This window comes from Tenacibaculum aquaeponti (assembly GCF_057221555.1).
Window position 1 is genome coordinate 638,395 of the sequence record NZ_CM170147.1, and the last position, 19,701, is coordinate 658,095.

The following is a 19,701-nucleotide window of genomic DNA, read 5'->3' on the forward strand; positions in this document are numbered from 1 at the left end:
TTACCTAGAAAAAATAAAAAACTCTGTCAACATAGTTATTAACAGAGTTTTTAATCCTTTGATTATTAATATAAAAGAAATAAAGTATTTTAAAATAAAAACTCTGTTAACATGTCCACTAACAGAGTTTTTTATTTAAAAATTTATATAATTTATTATCTAATGATAATCTTTTTAACCATTTTTTCGTTTTGAGTTTCAATTAATACAAAGTATAAACCTGGTACCATACTTAAATTATAATCGATCTTGTATTCTTTTTCATTCTCAACTTTCTTATAATCGATCATATCGTTACTTAGTAAACTATAAATCTTAACACTTACATCACTCTGTTCTTTTAACTCTAAATCTAAAGCAAATACTCCAGAAGAAGGATTTGGATAGATATTAAAATTAGTGATTAATGGAGTTTGTCCATTTGTTCCCTCAGAATCTGTACCATCACCTATTTCTTTTTCAGTAATTATTACAGTTTTTGTTTGGAATGCTTCACAATCTCCTTTTTTAGTGTATAAAGTTATTTCATACTCTCCTACTTCTTCAAAATAAAACTCAACAAATTCGTCTGTTTTTTCATTAAGTTTAACATTTAATGGTAAAATCCACTCTGAATCATCTGGAGCCGGATCACTTACATTTACAGCCACAATTGGCTCATTTACAAAAGCAATTGAAGAAACTAAGAAATTTGATGAAATATCATCTTTAGAGCGTTTAATTTCAATTTCGTCTGTAATAATACAACCATCTTCATTAGTTATCACAACAGAATATATTCCTTCTTCAGATACTTCTATTACACGTTCTGTGCTAGATAATCCGTTAGTAGAAGACCATTCATAAGAAACACCATTATCTATTGTAGCATTTAAAACATAAGTTTGATCTTTACATAAAGTAACATCCTCTCCTAAAGAAAATTCAATCTCATCTGGATTTGCTAAAACATAAGCCTTAGAAATTTTACAACCTTTACTATCTGTTATAATTACTTCATAAGTTCCTGAAGTTAAATTATTATTAGTATTAGTTGAATTTCCATTGTTCCATTCATAAATATATGGAGGCAATCCTCCTGATACTTCTATTTTAATATTACCATTACTTCCATTAAAACATTTTGGATCATTTATTTGTTCTGTACTGATAATTAACTCTGGTGGTGTTAATAATTCAATTTCTTTAGTCACAGAACATCCATTTATATCTACAACTGTTACTTCATATAATCCTGAAACTATATTATTTAAATCTGCTGTCGTTTCTCCATTGTTCCAAATATATCGGTAAGGAGCTGTTCCTCCTTTAACTGTACTTGTTATTGTCCAGTCATTTCCTATTCCACATGATACATATGATGACGCTAATGTTAACTCAAGAATTTCTGGTTCTGTAAATTTAATCGTTGAACTTCGAACTGTATTTCCGTTAGCATCTTCGATTTCTACATAATAATTACCTGGTGATAAATCTGAAAGAATATTTGCTGTACCTATTACAGTAGACGATGATTCTTCATACCATCTATATGTATAATCTTTAATTCCTCCTCTTACATTAGCCTCTACTGAACCATTGGATGAACCTTTACAGCTGATAATTGATAATTGAGTTAATGATACTTCTAATAAATCTGGTTGCGTTACTTCATAATCTCGAACTAAACGACATCCTTTTGTATCTTCTACAATTAATTGATATTTCCCTGATGGAATATTTTCTAAAACAGTAGTGTTCCCTCCAATTGAAACTCCATTTCCATCAAACCATTGATAAACATATCCTGGAGTTCCTCCTGTTAACTCAACTCTAATTGATCCATTTGATAATCCGAATCCACTTACATTTTCTATAGATTCATTTGTGAAATTAAACTCTGGTGGAGAAACTAAACTAACATCGTCTTTAATACTACAGCCATTAGCATCTACAACTGTTACTTCATATAATCCTGAAACTATATTATTTAAATCTGCTGTTGTTTCTCCATTATTCCAAATATATCGGTAAGGAGCTGTTCCTCCTGTAACTGTACTTGTTATTGTCCAGTCATTTCCTATTCCACATGATACATATGATGACGCTAATGTTAACTCAAGAATTTCTGGTTCTGTAAATTTAATAGTTGAACTTCGAACTGTATTTCCGTTAGCATCTTCGATTTCTACATAATAATTACCTGGTGATAAATCTGAAAGAATATTTGCTGTACCTATTACAGTAGACGATGATTCTTCATACCATTTATATGTATAATCTTTAATTCCTCCTCTTACATTAGCCTCTACAGAACCATTGGATGAACCTTTACAGCTGATAATTGATAATTGAGTTAATGATACTTCTAATAAATCTGGTTGCGTTACTTCATAATCTCGAACTAAACGACATCCTTTTGTATCTTCTACAATTAATTGATATTTCCCTGATGGAATATTTTCTAAAACAGTAGTGTTCCCTCCAATTGAAACTCCATTTCCATCAAACCATTGATAAACATATCCTGGAGTTCCTCCTGTTAACTCAACTCTAATTGATCCATTTGATAATCCGAATCCACTTACATTTTCTATAGATTCATTTGTGAAATTAAACTCTGGTGGAGAAACTAAACGAACATCATCTTTAATACTACAGCCATTAGCATCTACAACTGTTACTTCATATAATCCTGAAACTATATTATTTAAATCTGCTGTCGTTTCTCCATTGTTCCAAATATATCGGTAAGGAGCTGTTCCTCCTGTAACTGTACTTATTATTGTCCAGTCATTTCCTATTCCACATGATACATATGATGACGCTAATGTTAACTCAAGAATTTCTGGTTCTGTAAATTTAATAGTTGAACTTCGAACTGTATTTCCGTTAGCATCTTCGATTTCTACATAATAATTACCTGGTGATAAATCTGATAATTGATCTGTAGAACCTATAATTGTAGACGATGATTCTTCATACCATCTATATGTATAATCTTTAATTCCTCCTCTTACATTAGCCTCTACTGAACCATTGGATGAACCTTTACAACTGATAATTGATAATTGAGTTAATGATACTTCTAATAAATCTGGTTGCGTTACTTCATAATCTCGAACTAAACGACATCCTTTTGTATCTTCTACAATTAATTGATATTTCCCTGATGGAATATTTTCTAAAACAGTAGTGTTCCCTCCTATTGAAACTCCATTTCCATCAAACCATTGATAAACATATCCTGGAGTTCCTCCTGTTAACTCAACTCTAATTGATCCATTTGATAATCCGAATCCACTTACATTTTCTATAGATTCATTTGTGAAATTAAACTCTGGTGGAGAAACTAAACGAACATCATCTTTAATACTACAGCCATTAGCATCTACAACTGTTACTTCATATAATCCTGAAACTATATTATTTAAATCTGCTGTTGTTTCTCCATTATTCCAAATATATCGGTAAGGTGCTGTTCCTCCTGTAACTGTACTTGTTATTGTCCAGTCATTTCCTATTCCACATGATACATATGATGACGCTAATGTTAACTCAAGAATTTCTGGTTCTGTAAATTTAATAGCTGAACTTCGAACTGTATTTCCGTTAGCATCTTCGATTTCTACATAATAATTACCTGGTGATAAATCTGATAATTGATCTGTAGAACCTATAATTGTAGACAATGATTCTTCATACCATCTATACGTATAATCTTTAATTCCTCCTCTTACATTAGCCTCTACTGAACCATTGGATGAACCTTTACAGCTGATAATTGATAATTGAGTTAATGATACTTCTAATAAATCTGGTTGCGTTACTTCATAATCTCGAACTAAACGACATCCTTTTGTATCTTCTACAATTAATTGATATTTCCCTGATGGAATATTTTCTAAAACAGTAGTGTTCCCTCCAATTGAAACTCCATTTCCATCAAACCATTGATAAACATATCCTGGAGTTCCTCCTGTTAACTCAACTCTAATTGATCCATTTGATAATCCGAATCCACTTACATTTTCTATAGATTCATTTGTGAATTCTAATTTAGTAGGCTGAGTAATATTAATTTCATACTCAGAATTTCCAGCTGCATCAGTAGCTAAACAGTTATTTACATCTCTTACTTGAACTTTATAATCTCCTTTAACAAGATTTTCTATTGTAATAGAGTTTCCAGTAATTGAAGTCCAAGTAGTATACCCTGAAGTATTGGTGTATCTATACTCATAAACTCCTGTTCCTCCTGTAACGTCAACCTTAAAACTAGCATTACTTGATTCAAAACAAGATGCATTAACTTGACTAATCGATACTTCTACTTTTTCTGGCTGAGTAACTGTAAATATTGAACTCTTTTCTTCAATACCTTCTGCATTACTCACAATTACATAGTAATTACCAGCTGGAATATTTTTTAACTCTTTATCTGATCCGATTTCAGAATTTGTTGTTGCATCAAACCATTGGAATCTATTTCCTCCTGCTCCTCCAATAGTAATTACATCTAAAATAGCATTACTTTCTCCGTAACAGAAAATCTCTTGTGTTTGTTGGATAGAAACTAATAACTCTCCTGGATTTGCTAAATTATAAGTCTCTGAAAGGACACAATTCTTAGCATCAGTAATTGTAATTGTATATATACCTTCAGATAAACTCTCTATTTTACTTGTTTTATCATTAGTTGACTCGTCTAATATAGTTGAACCAGATTCATTTTCCCAAACATATTTGTATGGTGCTTCGCCTCCAACTATTATAACTTCTATATCACCATTATTTACAGTATCAGAAGTTGGACGCGCTAATTTTACTTTATCAATCGCATACTCCTCTGGTTGATTTATTATAATTTCTCTTTCAACAGAACAACCATTTGCATCAGTAATAATGACATTATAAATATCTGATTGAATATCATTTAATATATGAGAATCTATACTAGAATGAGCCCACTTATAAGAATATGGTCTAACACCACCTGCTACTGTTATTTCTATAGCCCCATCGGAACCTTTGTAACAAGTAACATCTGTTGTTTTTACATTTGTAATTTCTAAAATTGGTGGCTCTACAATAGTAACTTCTTGTGCTACTTTATTTCCGTTTTTATCTTCAACACCACTAATATTCAATAATTCTGATGTAGCACTTAACTCTAAAGTCTCTCCTTTTTCAATCCATGAATATGTATAAGGTTCAACTCCTCCTGTGACATTAGCTATTGCTGTTCCATTTTGACCAAAACAAGGAATATCATTTTTATTAATTCTAACTTCTAATTCTTCTGGTTGGTCAATTGTATAAGTAGGATTTGGCGTAATTTCACATCCTTTTGCATCAGTGACTTTAACTGTATATACTCCAGCTTTAACTCCCGTTAAATTAGCAGAAGGGTTTGATAAAGTAGCATTAGAAGCATCAGTCCATTCATAAGTGTAAGGTGAAGTTCCGCCTTCTACTTCAATAGAAATACCTCCATTAGATAAATCGAAGCCACTTACATCTGTGATAGTATAATCTTTTATACTTAAAGCTGCTAGTGGTTCAGTTATAACTATCTTCTTTTCAAACTCACAAACTAAATTCTTGTCGATTACTTTTACTATATATTCTCCTGCTTTTAGTCCATTAAGCTCATTTCCTGATGATCCATTACTCCAACTATATGAGTAATCTCCAACTCCTCCTGTTGCTTCAACTTTAATAGATCCGTCTTCTCCTCCAAAACATGAAACATGAGAAACTGTAGTATTTGACTCTGTAATTTCTAAAACTGGTGGCTCTACAATAGTAACTTCTTGTGCTACTTTATTTCCGTTTTTATCTTCAACTTGAATGATATAAACTCCACCACTAATATTCAATAATTCTGATGTAGCACTTAACTCTAAAGTCTCTCCTTTTTCAATCCATGAATATGTATAAGGTTCAACTCCTCCTGTGACATTAGCTATTGCTGTTCCTTTTTGACCAAAACAAGGAATACCATTTTTATTAATTCTAACTTCTAATTCTTCTGGTTGGTCAATTGTATAAGTAGGATTTGGCGTAATTTCACATCCTTTTGCATCAGTGACTTTAACTGTATATACTCCAGCTTTAACTCCTGTTAAATTAGCAGAAGGGTTTGATAAAGTAGCATTAGAAGCATCAATCCATTCATAAGTGTAAGGTGAAGTTCCGCCTTCTACTTCAATAGAAATACCTCCATTAGATAAATCGAAGCCACTTACATCTGTGATAGTATAATCTTTTATACTTAAAGCTGCTAGTGGTTCAGTTATAACTATCTTCTTTTCAAACTCACAAACTAAATTCTTGTCGATTACTTTTACTATATATTCTCCTGCTTTTAGTCCATTAAGCTCATTTCCTGATGATCCATTACTCCAACTATATGAGTAATCTCCAACTCCTCCTGTTGCTTCAACTTTAATAGATCCGTCTTCTCCTCCAAAACATGAAACATGAGAAACTGTAGTATTTGACTCTATAATTTCTAAAACTGGTGGCTCTACAATAGTAACTTCTTGTGCTACTTTATTTCCGTTTTTATCTTCAACTTGAATGACATAAACTCCACCACTAATATTCAATAATTCTGATGTAGCACTTAACTCTAAAGTCTCTCCTTTTTCAATCCATGAATATGTATAAGGTTTAACTCCTCCTGTGACATTAGCTATTGCTGTTCCTTTTTGACCAAAACAAGGAATATCATTTTTATTAATTCTAACTTCTAATTCTTCTGGTTGGTCAATTGTATAAGTAGGATTTGGCGTAATTTCACATCCTTTTGCATCAGTGACTTTAACTGTATATACTCCAGCTTTAACTCCTGTTAAATTAGCAGAAGGGTTTGATAAAGTAGCATTAGAAGCATCAGTCCATTCATAAGTGTAAGGTGAAGTTCCGCCTTCTACTTCAATAGAAATACCTCCATTAGATAAATCGAAGCCACTTACATCTGTGATAGTATAATCTTTTATACTTAAAGCTGCTAGTGGTTCAGTTATAACTATCTTCTTTTCAAACTCACAAACTAAATTCTTGTCGATTACTTTTACTATATATTCTCCTGCTTTTAGTCCATTAAGCTCATTTCCTGATAATCCATTACTCCAACTATATGAGTAATCTCCAACTCCTCCTGTTGCTTCAACTTTAATAGATCCGTCTTCTCCTCCAAAACATGAAACATGAGAAACTGTAGTATTTGACTCTGTAATTTCTAAAACTGGTGGCTCTACAATAGTAACTTTTTTATATGCTACATTTTCATTCTTATCTTTAACTGTAAGTACATAATTACCAGCTCCTCTATTTAAAAGTTCAAAAGTATTACTCAACTCTGTTGATTCACCCTCTTTTTTCCATGAATATACATATTCAAATACATCGAACTTAACACCTCCTGAAACTTTTGCTGACAAACCAACTGATTCATCACCATTACATTTTATTTCTCCTGTCTTAACTATTTCATCAATAACTAACTTTTGAGGTTGATTTATTGTATAAAGCTCAGAAAGTACAGTACATTTTTCATTTGTTAATGTTAATTGGTAAGTTCCAACTTGAACATTTTCAAGATTCTTTTCTGTACTTATAATGTTGGTTTGGTCTTTTAACCTCCATTCATATTTATAATTAGTAGTAGTTCCTCCATCAACTTCAATTACAATACTACCATCTCCTTTTTCAAAACCAGTTAAATCTTTTATCTCTGCTTTTGTTACTTTTAATGCTTTAGCAGGCTCGGTAATTATGAATGTTGAAGAAGCCTTAGTACAAATATTTTTGTCTGTAACTTCAACAAAATATTCTCCTGCTTTAAGATTATTAATGTTTTGATCTGTATTTGTGTAATTCGTATCTCCTTTTTTAATCCATTTAAAAGAATAAGGTTCAGTTCCTCCAGATGTATCAAAAGGCATACCTCCTACGACATCTATTTTAATTTCTCCATTACTTCCGTTAAAACAGAAAACATCTATTTTTTCTTTTAAAGAAATTTTAATTTCTGAAGGCTGATTTATACTTATTGTTTTAAATGTGGTTATTCCTTTAGCATCTTTAATATCGATTCTATAATCTCCAGCTTCTAAACCTGATAATCGATCTAATTTTAAATTACTAGAATTTAGTAAAGTGTATGTACTTCCATCTAATTTATACCATTTATACTCAAAATCTGAAGGTGAAGAATTAATTGGATATCCACCTTCAACTTTAGCAAATAATTCTGCTGAAGCTTCTCCATTACATTGAATAAATTTTGTTTGAGTTAATGTAACACTAAGAGGTAATGGCTCTTTTACCTCATAATTAGCCGTAACAAAACAATTATTATTAATCTTATCTTTAACTTTTACTGTATAAATTGCAGCAGGTAAATTAGAAATGATAGCAGAATTTGCTCCGGTAAATGCCCCATCTTTATTGCTAATCCATTCATAATTATAGTTACCACTTCCTCCTGTTACGTTTACAGAAATAGAACCATTACTTTGATTAATAATATCGTTATGGATAATACTTGGAGAACCAAGTACTAATTGTGAAGGTCTATTTATCGTTACAGATTTTGGAGCGCTTATACAGTTTAAATTATCTTTAATAAAAATTTGAAAAGTTCCATTACTTCTATTAACAATAGTGTTATTATTTAAACTAGAAACTGGTTGAAAATTAGTTGTATTACCTATTGAAAATTCATAAGGTGCTTTTCCTCCTGTAATTAATAATTCTATTTTACCATCATTTAAATTATAACAACTTATATCTGTCTTTTTTAATGTGAAACTTATTAATGAAGGCTCTCCTAAATTTACACTAGTACTAGATTTAGAAATATATGAATCATAAACTTTAACATAATAATCTCCAGATTTTCCTTCGAAAGTAATTGTATTTGATCCAGAAATTAGGTTATTATTTTTATACCATTCAAACCTGTATGTACCTTTTCCTCCTGTAGGATTTGCTTTTAAAATTCCTTTTTCTCCATTACAAGTTATTGGTTTTTGTATAGTAACAGAAACTTTTAGCTCTTGAGGTTGTGTAACAATAATCTTTTTAGTTACTATAGTACAGTTATTTCTATCTTTAATTGTAGCTATATAATCACCAGCATATAACCCAGTAATTGTTGCTCCTTCTTTAGATATACTAACACCATCTTTTATCCAAGTTATTGTATAACTATTAGTTCCTCCACTAACATTTAAACTAATACTTCCCAAGTTTTGATTATAAACATTATTATGAGTTACACTAGGGTTTGGATCTACATATAATTCAGGGTTTTGATCTATTTTTTTAGATTCAAAAAGTTGTGATGTACAACTAGGTATATTTTTATTTCTAACTTTAAACTTATATCCAACAGAAGAGGCTTTTACTGAAAAAGAGTTTTCATCTTGCCATTTTATAGTTCCTGATTCGTAAATTCCATATTCGTAAATTATTCCGGATTTTCCACCCTCAGCTACTACTTTAAGTGTAGCATTTTCTCCATAACATTTTATAGGAGATACGATTACTACATCTTTAATAACAATTTCAGACGCTTCTTGGACAGTAATACTTTTTGTTCTTTCTCCATTTCTTGAGTCTTTAATAATTACTGTATAAGTACCTTTCTTTAAATTTTCAGTAATTGTAGATGATCTAACTACATTATTTATAGTTTTTAATGTTGTTGTTCCTCTTTTTATAATTACCGTATATTTTTCATAACCTCCTGAAATATTTGAAATAGTTAATTTACCATTTCCTTCAAAACAATCTGCTTTAATTTGAGTTAAAGAAAAATCAACAGGATCTGGTTTTATTATTGTAGGTAATGTAAACTCTTTAGAACAATTGTTAGCATCTGTATATTTTATGATGTGTGTACCTGCTGGTAAATCTGTTATTGTGAAACCACTTGCAGCTCCTAATTTCTCAGTTGTTACCGTAGAAGTATTACCATTTAATATAATTATATATTTATATTTATTACCACTTAATCTTGTACCTCCAGTTACACTACTTATATATATAGTTCCGTCATTATTATTTACAGCAGAAGGATGAGTAACCGCTGAAGATGGTACTGCGCTTTGTACTATTTGAGTTGCGGCATTAATCGTAACATTCTTTACAATTTCAATATTACTATCATTTCTAGCTTGACAATTTTTAGAGTCTAGTATAGTAACCCTTTTGTTTCCTGGAGATAAATTTTCTATAATAGTTTCTGCTACTCCTCCTACAGAAGAAGTTGAAAATGTTTTTTTGTAAGTTCCGTCAACATAAACTTTATAAGTATCTGAGCCTCCTGAAGCTTTTACTTTTATTTGACCATCATTTTTCCCAGGACATGTTTCATTTTGATTTAAAGTTACCGAAAGAAAAAGTACGGGTTTAGGTGTTCTTATTTCGTAAAATGAATTTCCGTTATTTGGAAATTTTAAAGCCTCACAATTCTGCACTAAGTTTCCAAAACTATTTCTTCTATAACCAGTTACTTCTATATAATAATCACCATCAACAATTAAATTACCTAACCTATCAGGATGAGTATCCCTTTGCCATGAATAACTATATGTACCATCACTTTCTTCATTTAAAGTAGTTATATTGGTATTTACATTCCATGTAACAATTGAGTTATCTTGAAGTTTCTTCTTTAATGAGATATTTATTTCTTCACTATCAAATAGTTTTCTAGCAAAAAATAAAGTAAAGTTTTTTACTTCATCATAAGAACAGCTAGGCGAATCAAAAGTTGGTGGTTTTGCTGCTTTTGGAGGCTCAGGTAAAAATTGAAGTGTTAATATATTTGAAATATCATTATCTCCATTACATGAGGGATTCATTCTTACTCTTATTTTTTTATTATTAAGAGCTTTATTTTGATCTACTTCACTAGAGTAAAAATCAGATAAACCTAGAGAAACACTACTTTGTCCAGTGATAGAACTTAAGCTTCGCCATATTGATCTAGGATAGTATTTTTCTCCTGTATAATTATTATAAGCATTTAAAGCTTGAATATATCTATCGTACCACCTTCTACAACCTGGACTTGGTTGTCCTCCTCCTAAAATAGGTACGCGATTTACTAACTCTTTTTCAGCATCTTTTTGATTCGGAGGAGCACTTCCTGTTCTTGGTAATATTGGATTTCCTGAATCATTATTAAGGGTTTCACATTCAGCATAAACTTCGAAAGCAGTTTCCATAGCTATTTGTAAAGCTTCATACTCATCCGTTTTAGTTAATACAGTATTAACATTATCTTCAAACTCCCATCTATAAATATTATTTTTATGAATATTATCAAAGCCAGGTATTGAATTTATTGCTATTTTATCATTTTCACATACTAGTTTTGTTATATTAGGAGAAGAACTATCTGCATATGAAAGTTTAGTTACAGGTGTTATTGTATACTTAAAATAACTATGGATAGTTCTTAAGTTTTTCCTCATAAACCCTGATCTTGATCCTTCAAAACACGGATAATTAGTTATATCAAATCTAACATCAGAATAATCTCCGGAGTGGCATCCTCCCCAACTATTTTCATCATTAACATATGATGTAAATCTTACATAACTAATCTTGTCATTATTTTGAAATGTTATATCTTTAGTTACATCTATATTAGAAAAATAACTTTTAGGCCCAAATTTTTCTAAAACTACTTTTTGTCCACTATTTAAATATGCTGCTAATTCATAATTGTTTCTACTAGTACAAATATCTTGAAGTTGTGTATGTTCTAATCTAAACCTATACGTCAATTTATACTCTTGCGAGAATATTTCCAATATGGAAAACAACAATAAAATTAATAGTAAATTTCTTTTCATAATCAATAGTTTAATTCAATTTTTTTAATAGGTGATTTAGCTCCAGATGTAAAAACAGCCTGAAGCAAATATTCATAGTTAGTATTGATTAACAGCTCTTTATCTTTAAACTTAGTAGTGTTTTTATCAAAAATTTTATACATAGTAGGTTGTTTTCCTTCTTCTCCTTTGTATAAAATAAACTCTTCGATATTTTCAACAGAATATTTCCAATTCAGATTGATAAATTTTTCTTCTCTATTAGCAAAAGCCTCGAATTTATTAATCTCTGGTTTAGGCAAATTATCTGAAATTTTCACTTTCAATGGAGTAACTGGTTCAGATTCTAACCCTGAATCATCAACAGTTAAAATTGTATATAAATAATTTTTACCAACTTCTGTTTTAGTGTCTGTAAATTTATTATTAGGTAACATAATTGTTGCTAAAAGTTGCCATGGTAATTCAGTACCTCTTTCTTTTCGGTAAACTAAAGTACTTACAGCATCTTGACTAGAACTCGTTACCCATGTTAATATTACTTTACTATTATCTACATTAAACGAAGAAAAAACGGGTTGTGAAGGAGGAACAATATCTGGTCTTTTCAATTCTAAAACTTCAGAAAAATTTGAAGGATTATACCTTTTATCTAAAGCCTGTATTTTGTAATATATCTTCTTATTTAATGTTTTAATATTGATAGTATCTACAATTTGATTATTTTTTATGGGTTTAAAAGTGATTTGAGTAAACTCATCGTCTTTTAAATTTGCTCTAAAAACTCTATACCCAAGAAAATCTAATTCTGTATTTTGCTTCCAGTTTAATGTAACAATACCTAGCGTATCTATTTTTCCAACGATCTCAATTGGAATTGCAGGTGGTGTACTATCATCTGGCTGAATCATTTTAGGGAAAGATTCTCTTCTAGTTCCATCTGTACCAACAGCTACAACTTTATAGTAATTAATTGGCTTTAAATTTGCTAATTTTATACTTCTTGTTCCCTTACTTATCTGATTATTAACTAAGAAATAATTTCCTTTAGGCTTATCTGATCTTAATAATTCAAATTGTTTTAAAGTTTGTAAACCTTCTTTAGGAAATTCCCATTGTAAAACTACCGTTCCGTCTTCTAAAAATTTATTTTCAGTAATAAAAGGATTATGAATTAATGGAGTTATTCCTTTTCCTGAAACAATATTAGAATAAGGACTTTCGATACCAAATGGAGATATTCCTTTAATTCTATATTGATATGTCTTATCATTTTGAAACAAACTATCAACATACATCATTCTATTAGAAGGTTTTACTTCTCTTTCTCCTAAATTAGTTATAGGTGTATTTGATAATGGTACAAATGTTTTTCCTAAATCTTCAGATTTTTCAATAATATAATTGGTAAAAAATCTCTTAACTATAGCATAATTCCATGTTAAAATTGCTGTTTTATCTTTAAAAACTCCAACAAATTCTTTTGGCTTTGGTAACGGTCTTTGATCTGATAATCCTAAATAAACCCCGCCATGTTTAATGCTTACCTTTACTTTTGGTTCAGCTACCTTTATTGTATATAAATATCGTTCACCTTCTTTAACTGTGCTATCAACAAAAGCTAAACCTGAAAATTTAGCTACTTCATAATCTTGATCAGCAGCATACATAGCAAAAATAAAACGTTGTTCTAATACTTGTGCTTGATTTAAAATACTAATAATACCATTACCTCCATTATTCATTTCAACATCAAAATTATCTCCATATAATGCTTGAGCAGCAATAGCGGCATTTGTGTTTTTTTGAGTAAATTCTTTCCACTCCATCATTGGTTTAGGTTTTAATGGAGTTGAAGTAAGTTTTTTTAATATAGGATTGTCTAAAATCTCATTATTGGACACTATAGTTTTCCTTTCAATAGTAAAACCATATTTGTTTGCTTTTTTCCATGCTGAAGGAGTATTGACTCCCCAACGAAGCATTATCGAATTTTCGTTTACAGTTGCAATAGCTTTTACACCTGGTTCTTCTGCTACGATTTCTTTTTGTGAAAAAACATTATTAATTTTAAATATTATTAATAATAATGTTAACAACCTATACATCTTCATTCCTCTAGTCGTTAATAGGATTTACATATTTAATTACTCTTTCTTTTCCTTCTTGTATACCTCCTGGTAAAACATATTTAAAAGTAGTTTTATACTTACCTTTTCTCATATAAGGAAATGCTTCAGAAAGCATTTTTCTATATCTTGGATTACTTCTCCATGCTATATTTGAATTCAATAATTGATATGATAAATCTTCATAATCATACCAATAATAGTTTGTTAAATTATAACTGTAAGGAAAATATAAACTTGTTTCACCTGTATACTCATTTTCTAAATATGTAATATACCAAGCAAGTGGTTGCAAGGCTTCTACTGGTGGAACTCCAATTTCTTCCGTCTTTCTTGTTACTGAAATTTCTCCTTCAAGAGGATAATTAGCATACAATAATGGATAAATTGTTTTTTTATAATATGAATCATCTAAAACTGCAGTCGCTACAACAACTGGTTTGCCTGCAGTGTACTCATTCCCCACTAATTCAACCAGATCAAATGGTTCATTTTGTTTAATACTTGCAAGCAAGCTAATACCATAAGGATATATAACATGATCATATAAATCTTTTGTAATATTAATGGAGTTCATCTTTTTATTGAATGTATCGTAATTACTAGTTTCAAATTCATACACTAATAATTCTCGTTCTCCATCTTTTGTAACATCTCCATCTGCTTGTTTAGATTTAACTTCTACAGAATTTTCTGAACTATCATCTAAATCTTTTTTGTTATATGTTTCTGATATATTATCTCCTACTGAACTTCCTTCAGAAATTAACTTTATACTAGTAGTATAAGCTGTACTATTGTTCATTCCTTCAGGCAATTGGAATACAATCTGTTTTTTTGCAGAACTATAGGTAAATGATTTTTTTAAAACATTTCCAGTTTCAGAAGACATGAGCATTGTTTTATCCCAATCTGGAACTGCATCAAATAAATAACTTTGACCTCTTTTTAAATTAATATATCCTTTATTATACTCTTCAATAAAGAAGTTTTTTTGACCTAAAATTGGATACATATATTCTATGTTTGTTAAAGGAATTGTTTTAGGAGCTTCTCCAGTAGTAAAGTTTACTTCTTTAGTTTCAAGTGCTCTTTTTCCACCAGATTGCATCACTTCCCAACGACCATTTTTAAACTCCTCAAAGTGTAATTGTATAAATGCTTTTAAATCTGAATTAGGTGGTAAAATTTCATGAGAATAAAAAGCTGCAGCATCATTATTATTACTCCATTTTACTTCTCCTTCAATTTTTTGTCCATCTTTAGTTATGGAAAATTCATCCATTAATATTTTGTACTTTCTATCTCCTGTTTCATCTGGTAATTCAAAAACTTTATTTACCTGTAAATTAAACACAGCTTGAGGAGCAGCAAAAACATCAACATCAACGCTTCCATCTTTAGGTTTTAAATCACTGATTACTACAATATCATCAATAGGACTTCCTCCAACAATTTCACATTTTTCCCCAAGTTCTACTTTAAATCGGAAACTACCTTTAATCAGTCCTCCTAATAAATTGAATTTCCCTCCTAAATATCCTCTAAACCAAGATGGGTTCGGAAGTTTTGCTTGTAATAATACAGCTCCTCCTCCACTAATAATTGGAATTTTAGTTTTAAACCCAAATAATCTAAATGTTAATCCTAATTCTCCTTGGAGATATGCATATGCCTGACCATTTGCATACCAACCATTCATACCTATAGGCTCTGAAGATCCTTTACAATGAGCATCCCCATAATCTTTTACCATAATATCGAATCCTACACCTGCATCAAACCTTGCATAAAAAATTAAAAATGTTAAATCTCCTGTTGTTACACTTAAACTTGCTCCAAACGCTAATCCTTTTCCAGATTCAAGATTATTAAGCTCTCTCATGTAATCTAAATCGGCTATATCTAAACCTAAAATATCAGCTACTTGTGGTGGTGGTGGTGGACTTCCTGGTAAATTATCTCCAGTCATAAAATAAGCCCCCATTTTCATCTCTAACAATACTAGATCGATAGTAATACCTATTCGATCTTGAGGTGTACCAATTAATAAATGCCATTCATCTGGAGACGCATAAAAATCTAACCAACCTGCTCTACCGTAATTTCCGACTCCTCTAACAATACCTAAGTTAATATAAACTTCTGCAGTAGTTTGAAAGATATCATTTACAAAATCGTAACCTATATATAAGCTAGCTGCAATTGCTGCTGATGTTTCCTGTGCAGGTAAATAAGGATTTTCAATATCTTGAGAAACTTTATCTAAGTTTCCTATAACATCATCATAAAAGCTATCTGGTAATGGAGATACTAACTCTCCTTTTCCTTTTAGGTATACTTCTTGTAATCCTCCTCGACGATTAAATGCCATTCCAAATTCAACAGTAGCGTGAAATAAATCTTCAGAATTTTGTGTAATAATACCTACTGATGCTTTCATTCCGAAAGCATTATCTTCATAAGGTTCGTAAATTACACCAGAAGTTGATGCTCCAATTTGTTCGTAAGCAGCGTTATTTTGATTACTTACACCAGCCATCTTCATTCTGTTATATAACCCTCCTCCGAAGGTATTTAATGCGAATCCTGTAAAAATTGGAACCCCTGAAGGAATAGTTACTTGACCATCTGCAAACCAATATCTAAATTTTTCTGTTCGTCCAAATAATGCTTTTACGTCAACTTGGAAACCTTCTAAACCTTTATTAAATGTAGCTCCTACCGCCCCAGCAAATCCAGTTCCATAGGTAGGATCGTCATCAAAAATAAATATAGCTCCTCTTAATTGTGTACCAGCCACATCCATTTGAATGAATAATTTTTCTAAAGTAACTCCATCAAATTTCCATTTTCTATCTTCTTGTTTTGCTTTAATTACAAGTTTACTTGATCCTCCATTTCCACCGTCAGACTCTGAGGTTAAATTAACAGAAAGATCTATAATTAAATCTGCTCGAGTATCAGTTGGGGTTCGTAAGCCTATTTCATTAATCGTAACCGGGAAACCGGCGAGTCCGAGTTTCCCTTTGGTTCCAAAATATTCGACGGAAAACATGGGGGATTCAGTTTGAATCACCATTTTTTCAAATACTATTCCCTCAAAACTGATCGAACTATCTTTTTTATCTTTGTTCGGCTTATTAGGTTTTTTCTTCCCTGGTGATGTTCTAATTGTTACAGATCCATTTAATGAAGCTTTAGGTCTGAAATCACCATTTTTGACATGCATCTCTATAAAAGAATCTTTAGTTAAGTGAACATCTGCCGCATCCCAAAGATCAAAATTGATTTCTTTCTCAGTTTCAACTCTTAATTTATATTCTCCTGGTTGAAAAACAGCACTATATTTTAAGCTATCTAGTTCTGAAACAGGTAAAACTAACTTTCCATTAAAAGCTCCAGCCTTTAAATTATTAGTTTCAATATCTAACATAAAATAATCCAAAGAAAAATCCCAACCGGAAGCATCACCTTCATTTAAACTTAAAATATTTTCACCAATAAATTTACCGGTTATTCCTTGTCCGTCGATAATAAGATCTGTGGCACCAAATCCAATTCTATCTTTACCGCCACCTTTAATTTTAAATTCTGGCGGTAAAATTACTTTCAAAGATTTTACATAAACTCCCCTCCATAAAGTAGGTTCTTCTTTGTAATATTTATTTAAATATGCTGCTGGTGTTGCTTCGTCATTTCGCAAATCACTAAAATCGAATACAGCTGTATTTAATTGAAAAGTAGTTCCTTCTAACCCTTTAACTCCAAACTCAGGTAATGAAATGTTAACAACCATATCATTCCAATCTGAAATTGAAGTTTTAAAATCGGCTTCTACATAACCTATCTTTTTCTTTCCATTTTTGTCTACAGGGTGTAATAAACCATTTGCAAATTTGATATTCGCATCTAAACCTAATTCCTTAAAACCAGAACAGTCAATAATTGCGTATGTTCCAGGTTGTTCAAAACTTCCTTTTAATGTAAGTAATATTGAACCTTTATTAAAATTTGTCGTAAACTGTGAAATTAAATGAAGTTTCGCATCCCCTATAATACCTCCTTCGTGTGATAATTTTACATTTGAAGCACCAAGAATTAATTCTTGCTTTCCTCTTTTTTCATTTTTACTAGGAAATTCTATTTTTAAGAATACTGTTAACTCCGTAAATGCAGGTTTGAAAACAGCTTTTGCAATTCCCATGGTATATTTTACATTACTAATATTCATAGGTTTTGTTGCCACTGGTAACTGTGCTAAACCATCTTTAGTAATGACATCAATAAAATTCCCTGTTTCTTCAATTACATCGAAGGTGTTCACAGCCATATCTAACCATTTCTTATTTTTTGTAGAATCGTTAGATATAAATTGATAACCTTCATCAGTAAAACGTTGCTCTTTTACAGGAGTAAAGTTATCTTCTAATTTATCGAATTTGGATAAAGATTTAAAGCTACGAAATTGTTTATTAGAATTAAGTTTTGTCGCTTTTAACTTAGGTGTTACTTCAGTTTTCTTAACAACTTTTAAACTATCGATGTAACTTTTACTATACTTTGTTGTAGCAAAAAGATTTGCACCTACAATAAGTAATAGCAAAAAAAATAGGGGTAATTTTTTTTTCATATACTTTTAAAAAACTTAAAATTTTCTTCTTATATCAATTAATAATCTTACAATTATTGCAACATATACTTTATTAAAATGCCTTTATCGAATTCCCCGTTTTGAATTGGACTTGGTTTTTAAATGATTACAATAGCGTTTTAATGCTATTATTAAAGTTCTAAATAAATTTATTTAGAACTATGTTAAACTACGACCATGCTGTTTAGTCGATTTTAACAAGGTGCAAATAAAGTTAAAAAAAACTGAAAATCATAATTTTATGTTAAAACGATGTGATTAAGACTTAAAAAGTTACTTTAAATAATTCCATCATTTTTCATCTGTTCATATTCAAATGAGCGGATTATATTATGATTAATCTCTGAGAAAATTATGTTTTTGACATTCAAATTTTCTATATCCTTTTTTATTTCTTCACTTACAATTATAGTATCTGGTACTCCCCATAAAACATCATAATCATATTTATAAACTTCATTTTCAAATTCAAAATAATTTTTCAATTCAAAACCATTTTTAGACAAATAACTTCCTATAGTTATTTTTTTACTATTGTTTCTTTTAACTTCATTATACTCTACTCTATTTTCAATAATCCCCTCAGTATATTTCTCTATAGTAACTCTATCTCCATTGTCATTTCTTGTCTGTTGTATGAATGTACATTTAGAAAAATCTACTATCTCATTTTTTGAAAAGTTATCTCCTATCATTTGTAACAAAAAATAATCATAATTAATTTCCTTTACATAATCACATTTTAAGTCTATTGGATAAAATCGGTGTGGTGGTAAATTATAATTTTCAAGAACCTTTTTAATTGATTTACTTATTATCATTACTGCTCCAACTTCTGGATTATTACCTCCTAAAGTAAAATCATCAGACCAAGTAATCGCATCTACAAAAATAGTATCTCCCTTCCATAATTTTTTGTTTTCATAACTATCTATCATGTCCATTTTCAATGGAAGCATTTTTTCATTAATAAACTCTTCTTTACTTTTAATTGTAGCTAAAACATCGTTAATTTTATTACCTTTTAGAATAGCTTTCCATTGAAAAGTATTAGGTGATAACATATAAAATTTCATTA

At 30.3% G+C, this 19,701-nt stretch carries 4 protein-coding genes; all 4 read right to left on the reverse strand.

All coding sequences use genetic code 11. From position 1 onward, the window contains the following. Positions 1 to 155 precede the first annotated feature (155 nt). Positions 156 to 11,861: a T9SS type A sorting domain-containing protein gene (locus tag AC2TEO_RS03030; RefSeq protein WP_442266686.1), complete on the reverse strand. Its 11,706-nt coding sequence runs from the start codon at positions 11,859 to 11,861 to the stop codon at positions 156 to 158. 2 nt (positions 11,862 to 11,863) lie between these two features. Further along, a complete protein-coding gene (locus AC2TEO_RS03035; RefSeq protein WP_442266687.1) occupies positions 11,864 to 13,954 on the reverse strand; it encodes a fibronectin type III domain-containing protein in 2,091 nt (696 codons plus the stop codon). Between the two features lie 4 nt (positions 13,955 to 13,958). Then, complete coding sequence (locus tag AC2TEO_RS03040) at positions 13,959 to 18,575, reverse strand: hypothetical protein (protein ID WP_442266688.1); 4,617 nt, start codon at positions 18,573 to 18,575, stop codon at positions 13,959 to 13,961. 326 nt (positions 18,576 to 18,901) lie between these two features. Further along, on the reverse strand, positions 18,902 to 19,699 hold the full coding sequence (locus AC2TEO_RS03045; protein ID WP_442266689.1) for a hypothetical protein: 798 nt from the start codon (positions 19,697 to 19,699) through the stop codon (positions 18,902 to 18,904). Between the last annotated feature and the right edge of the window lie 2 nt (positions 19,700 to 19,701).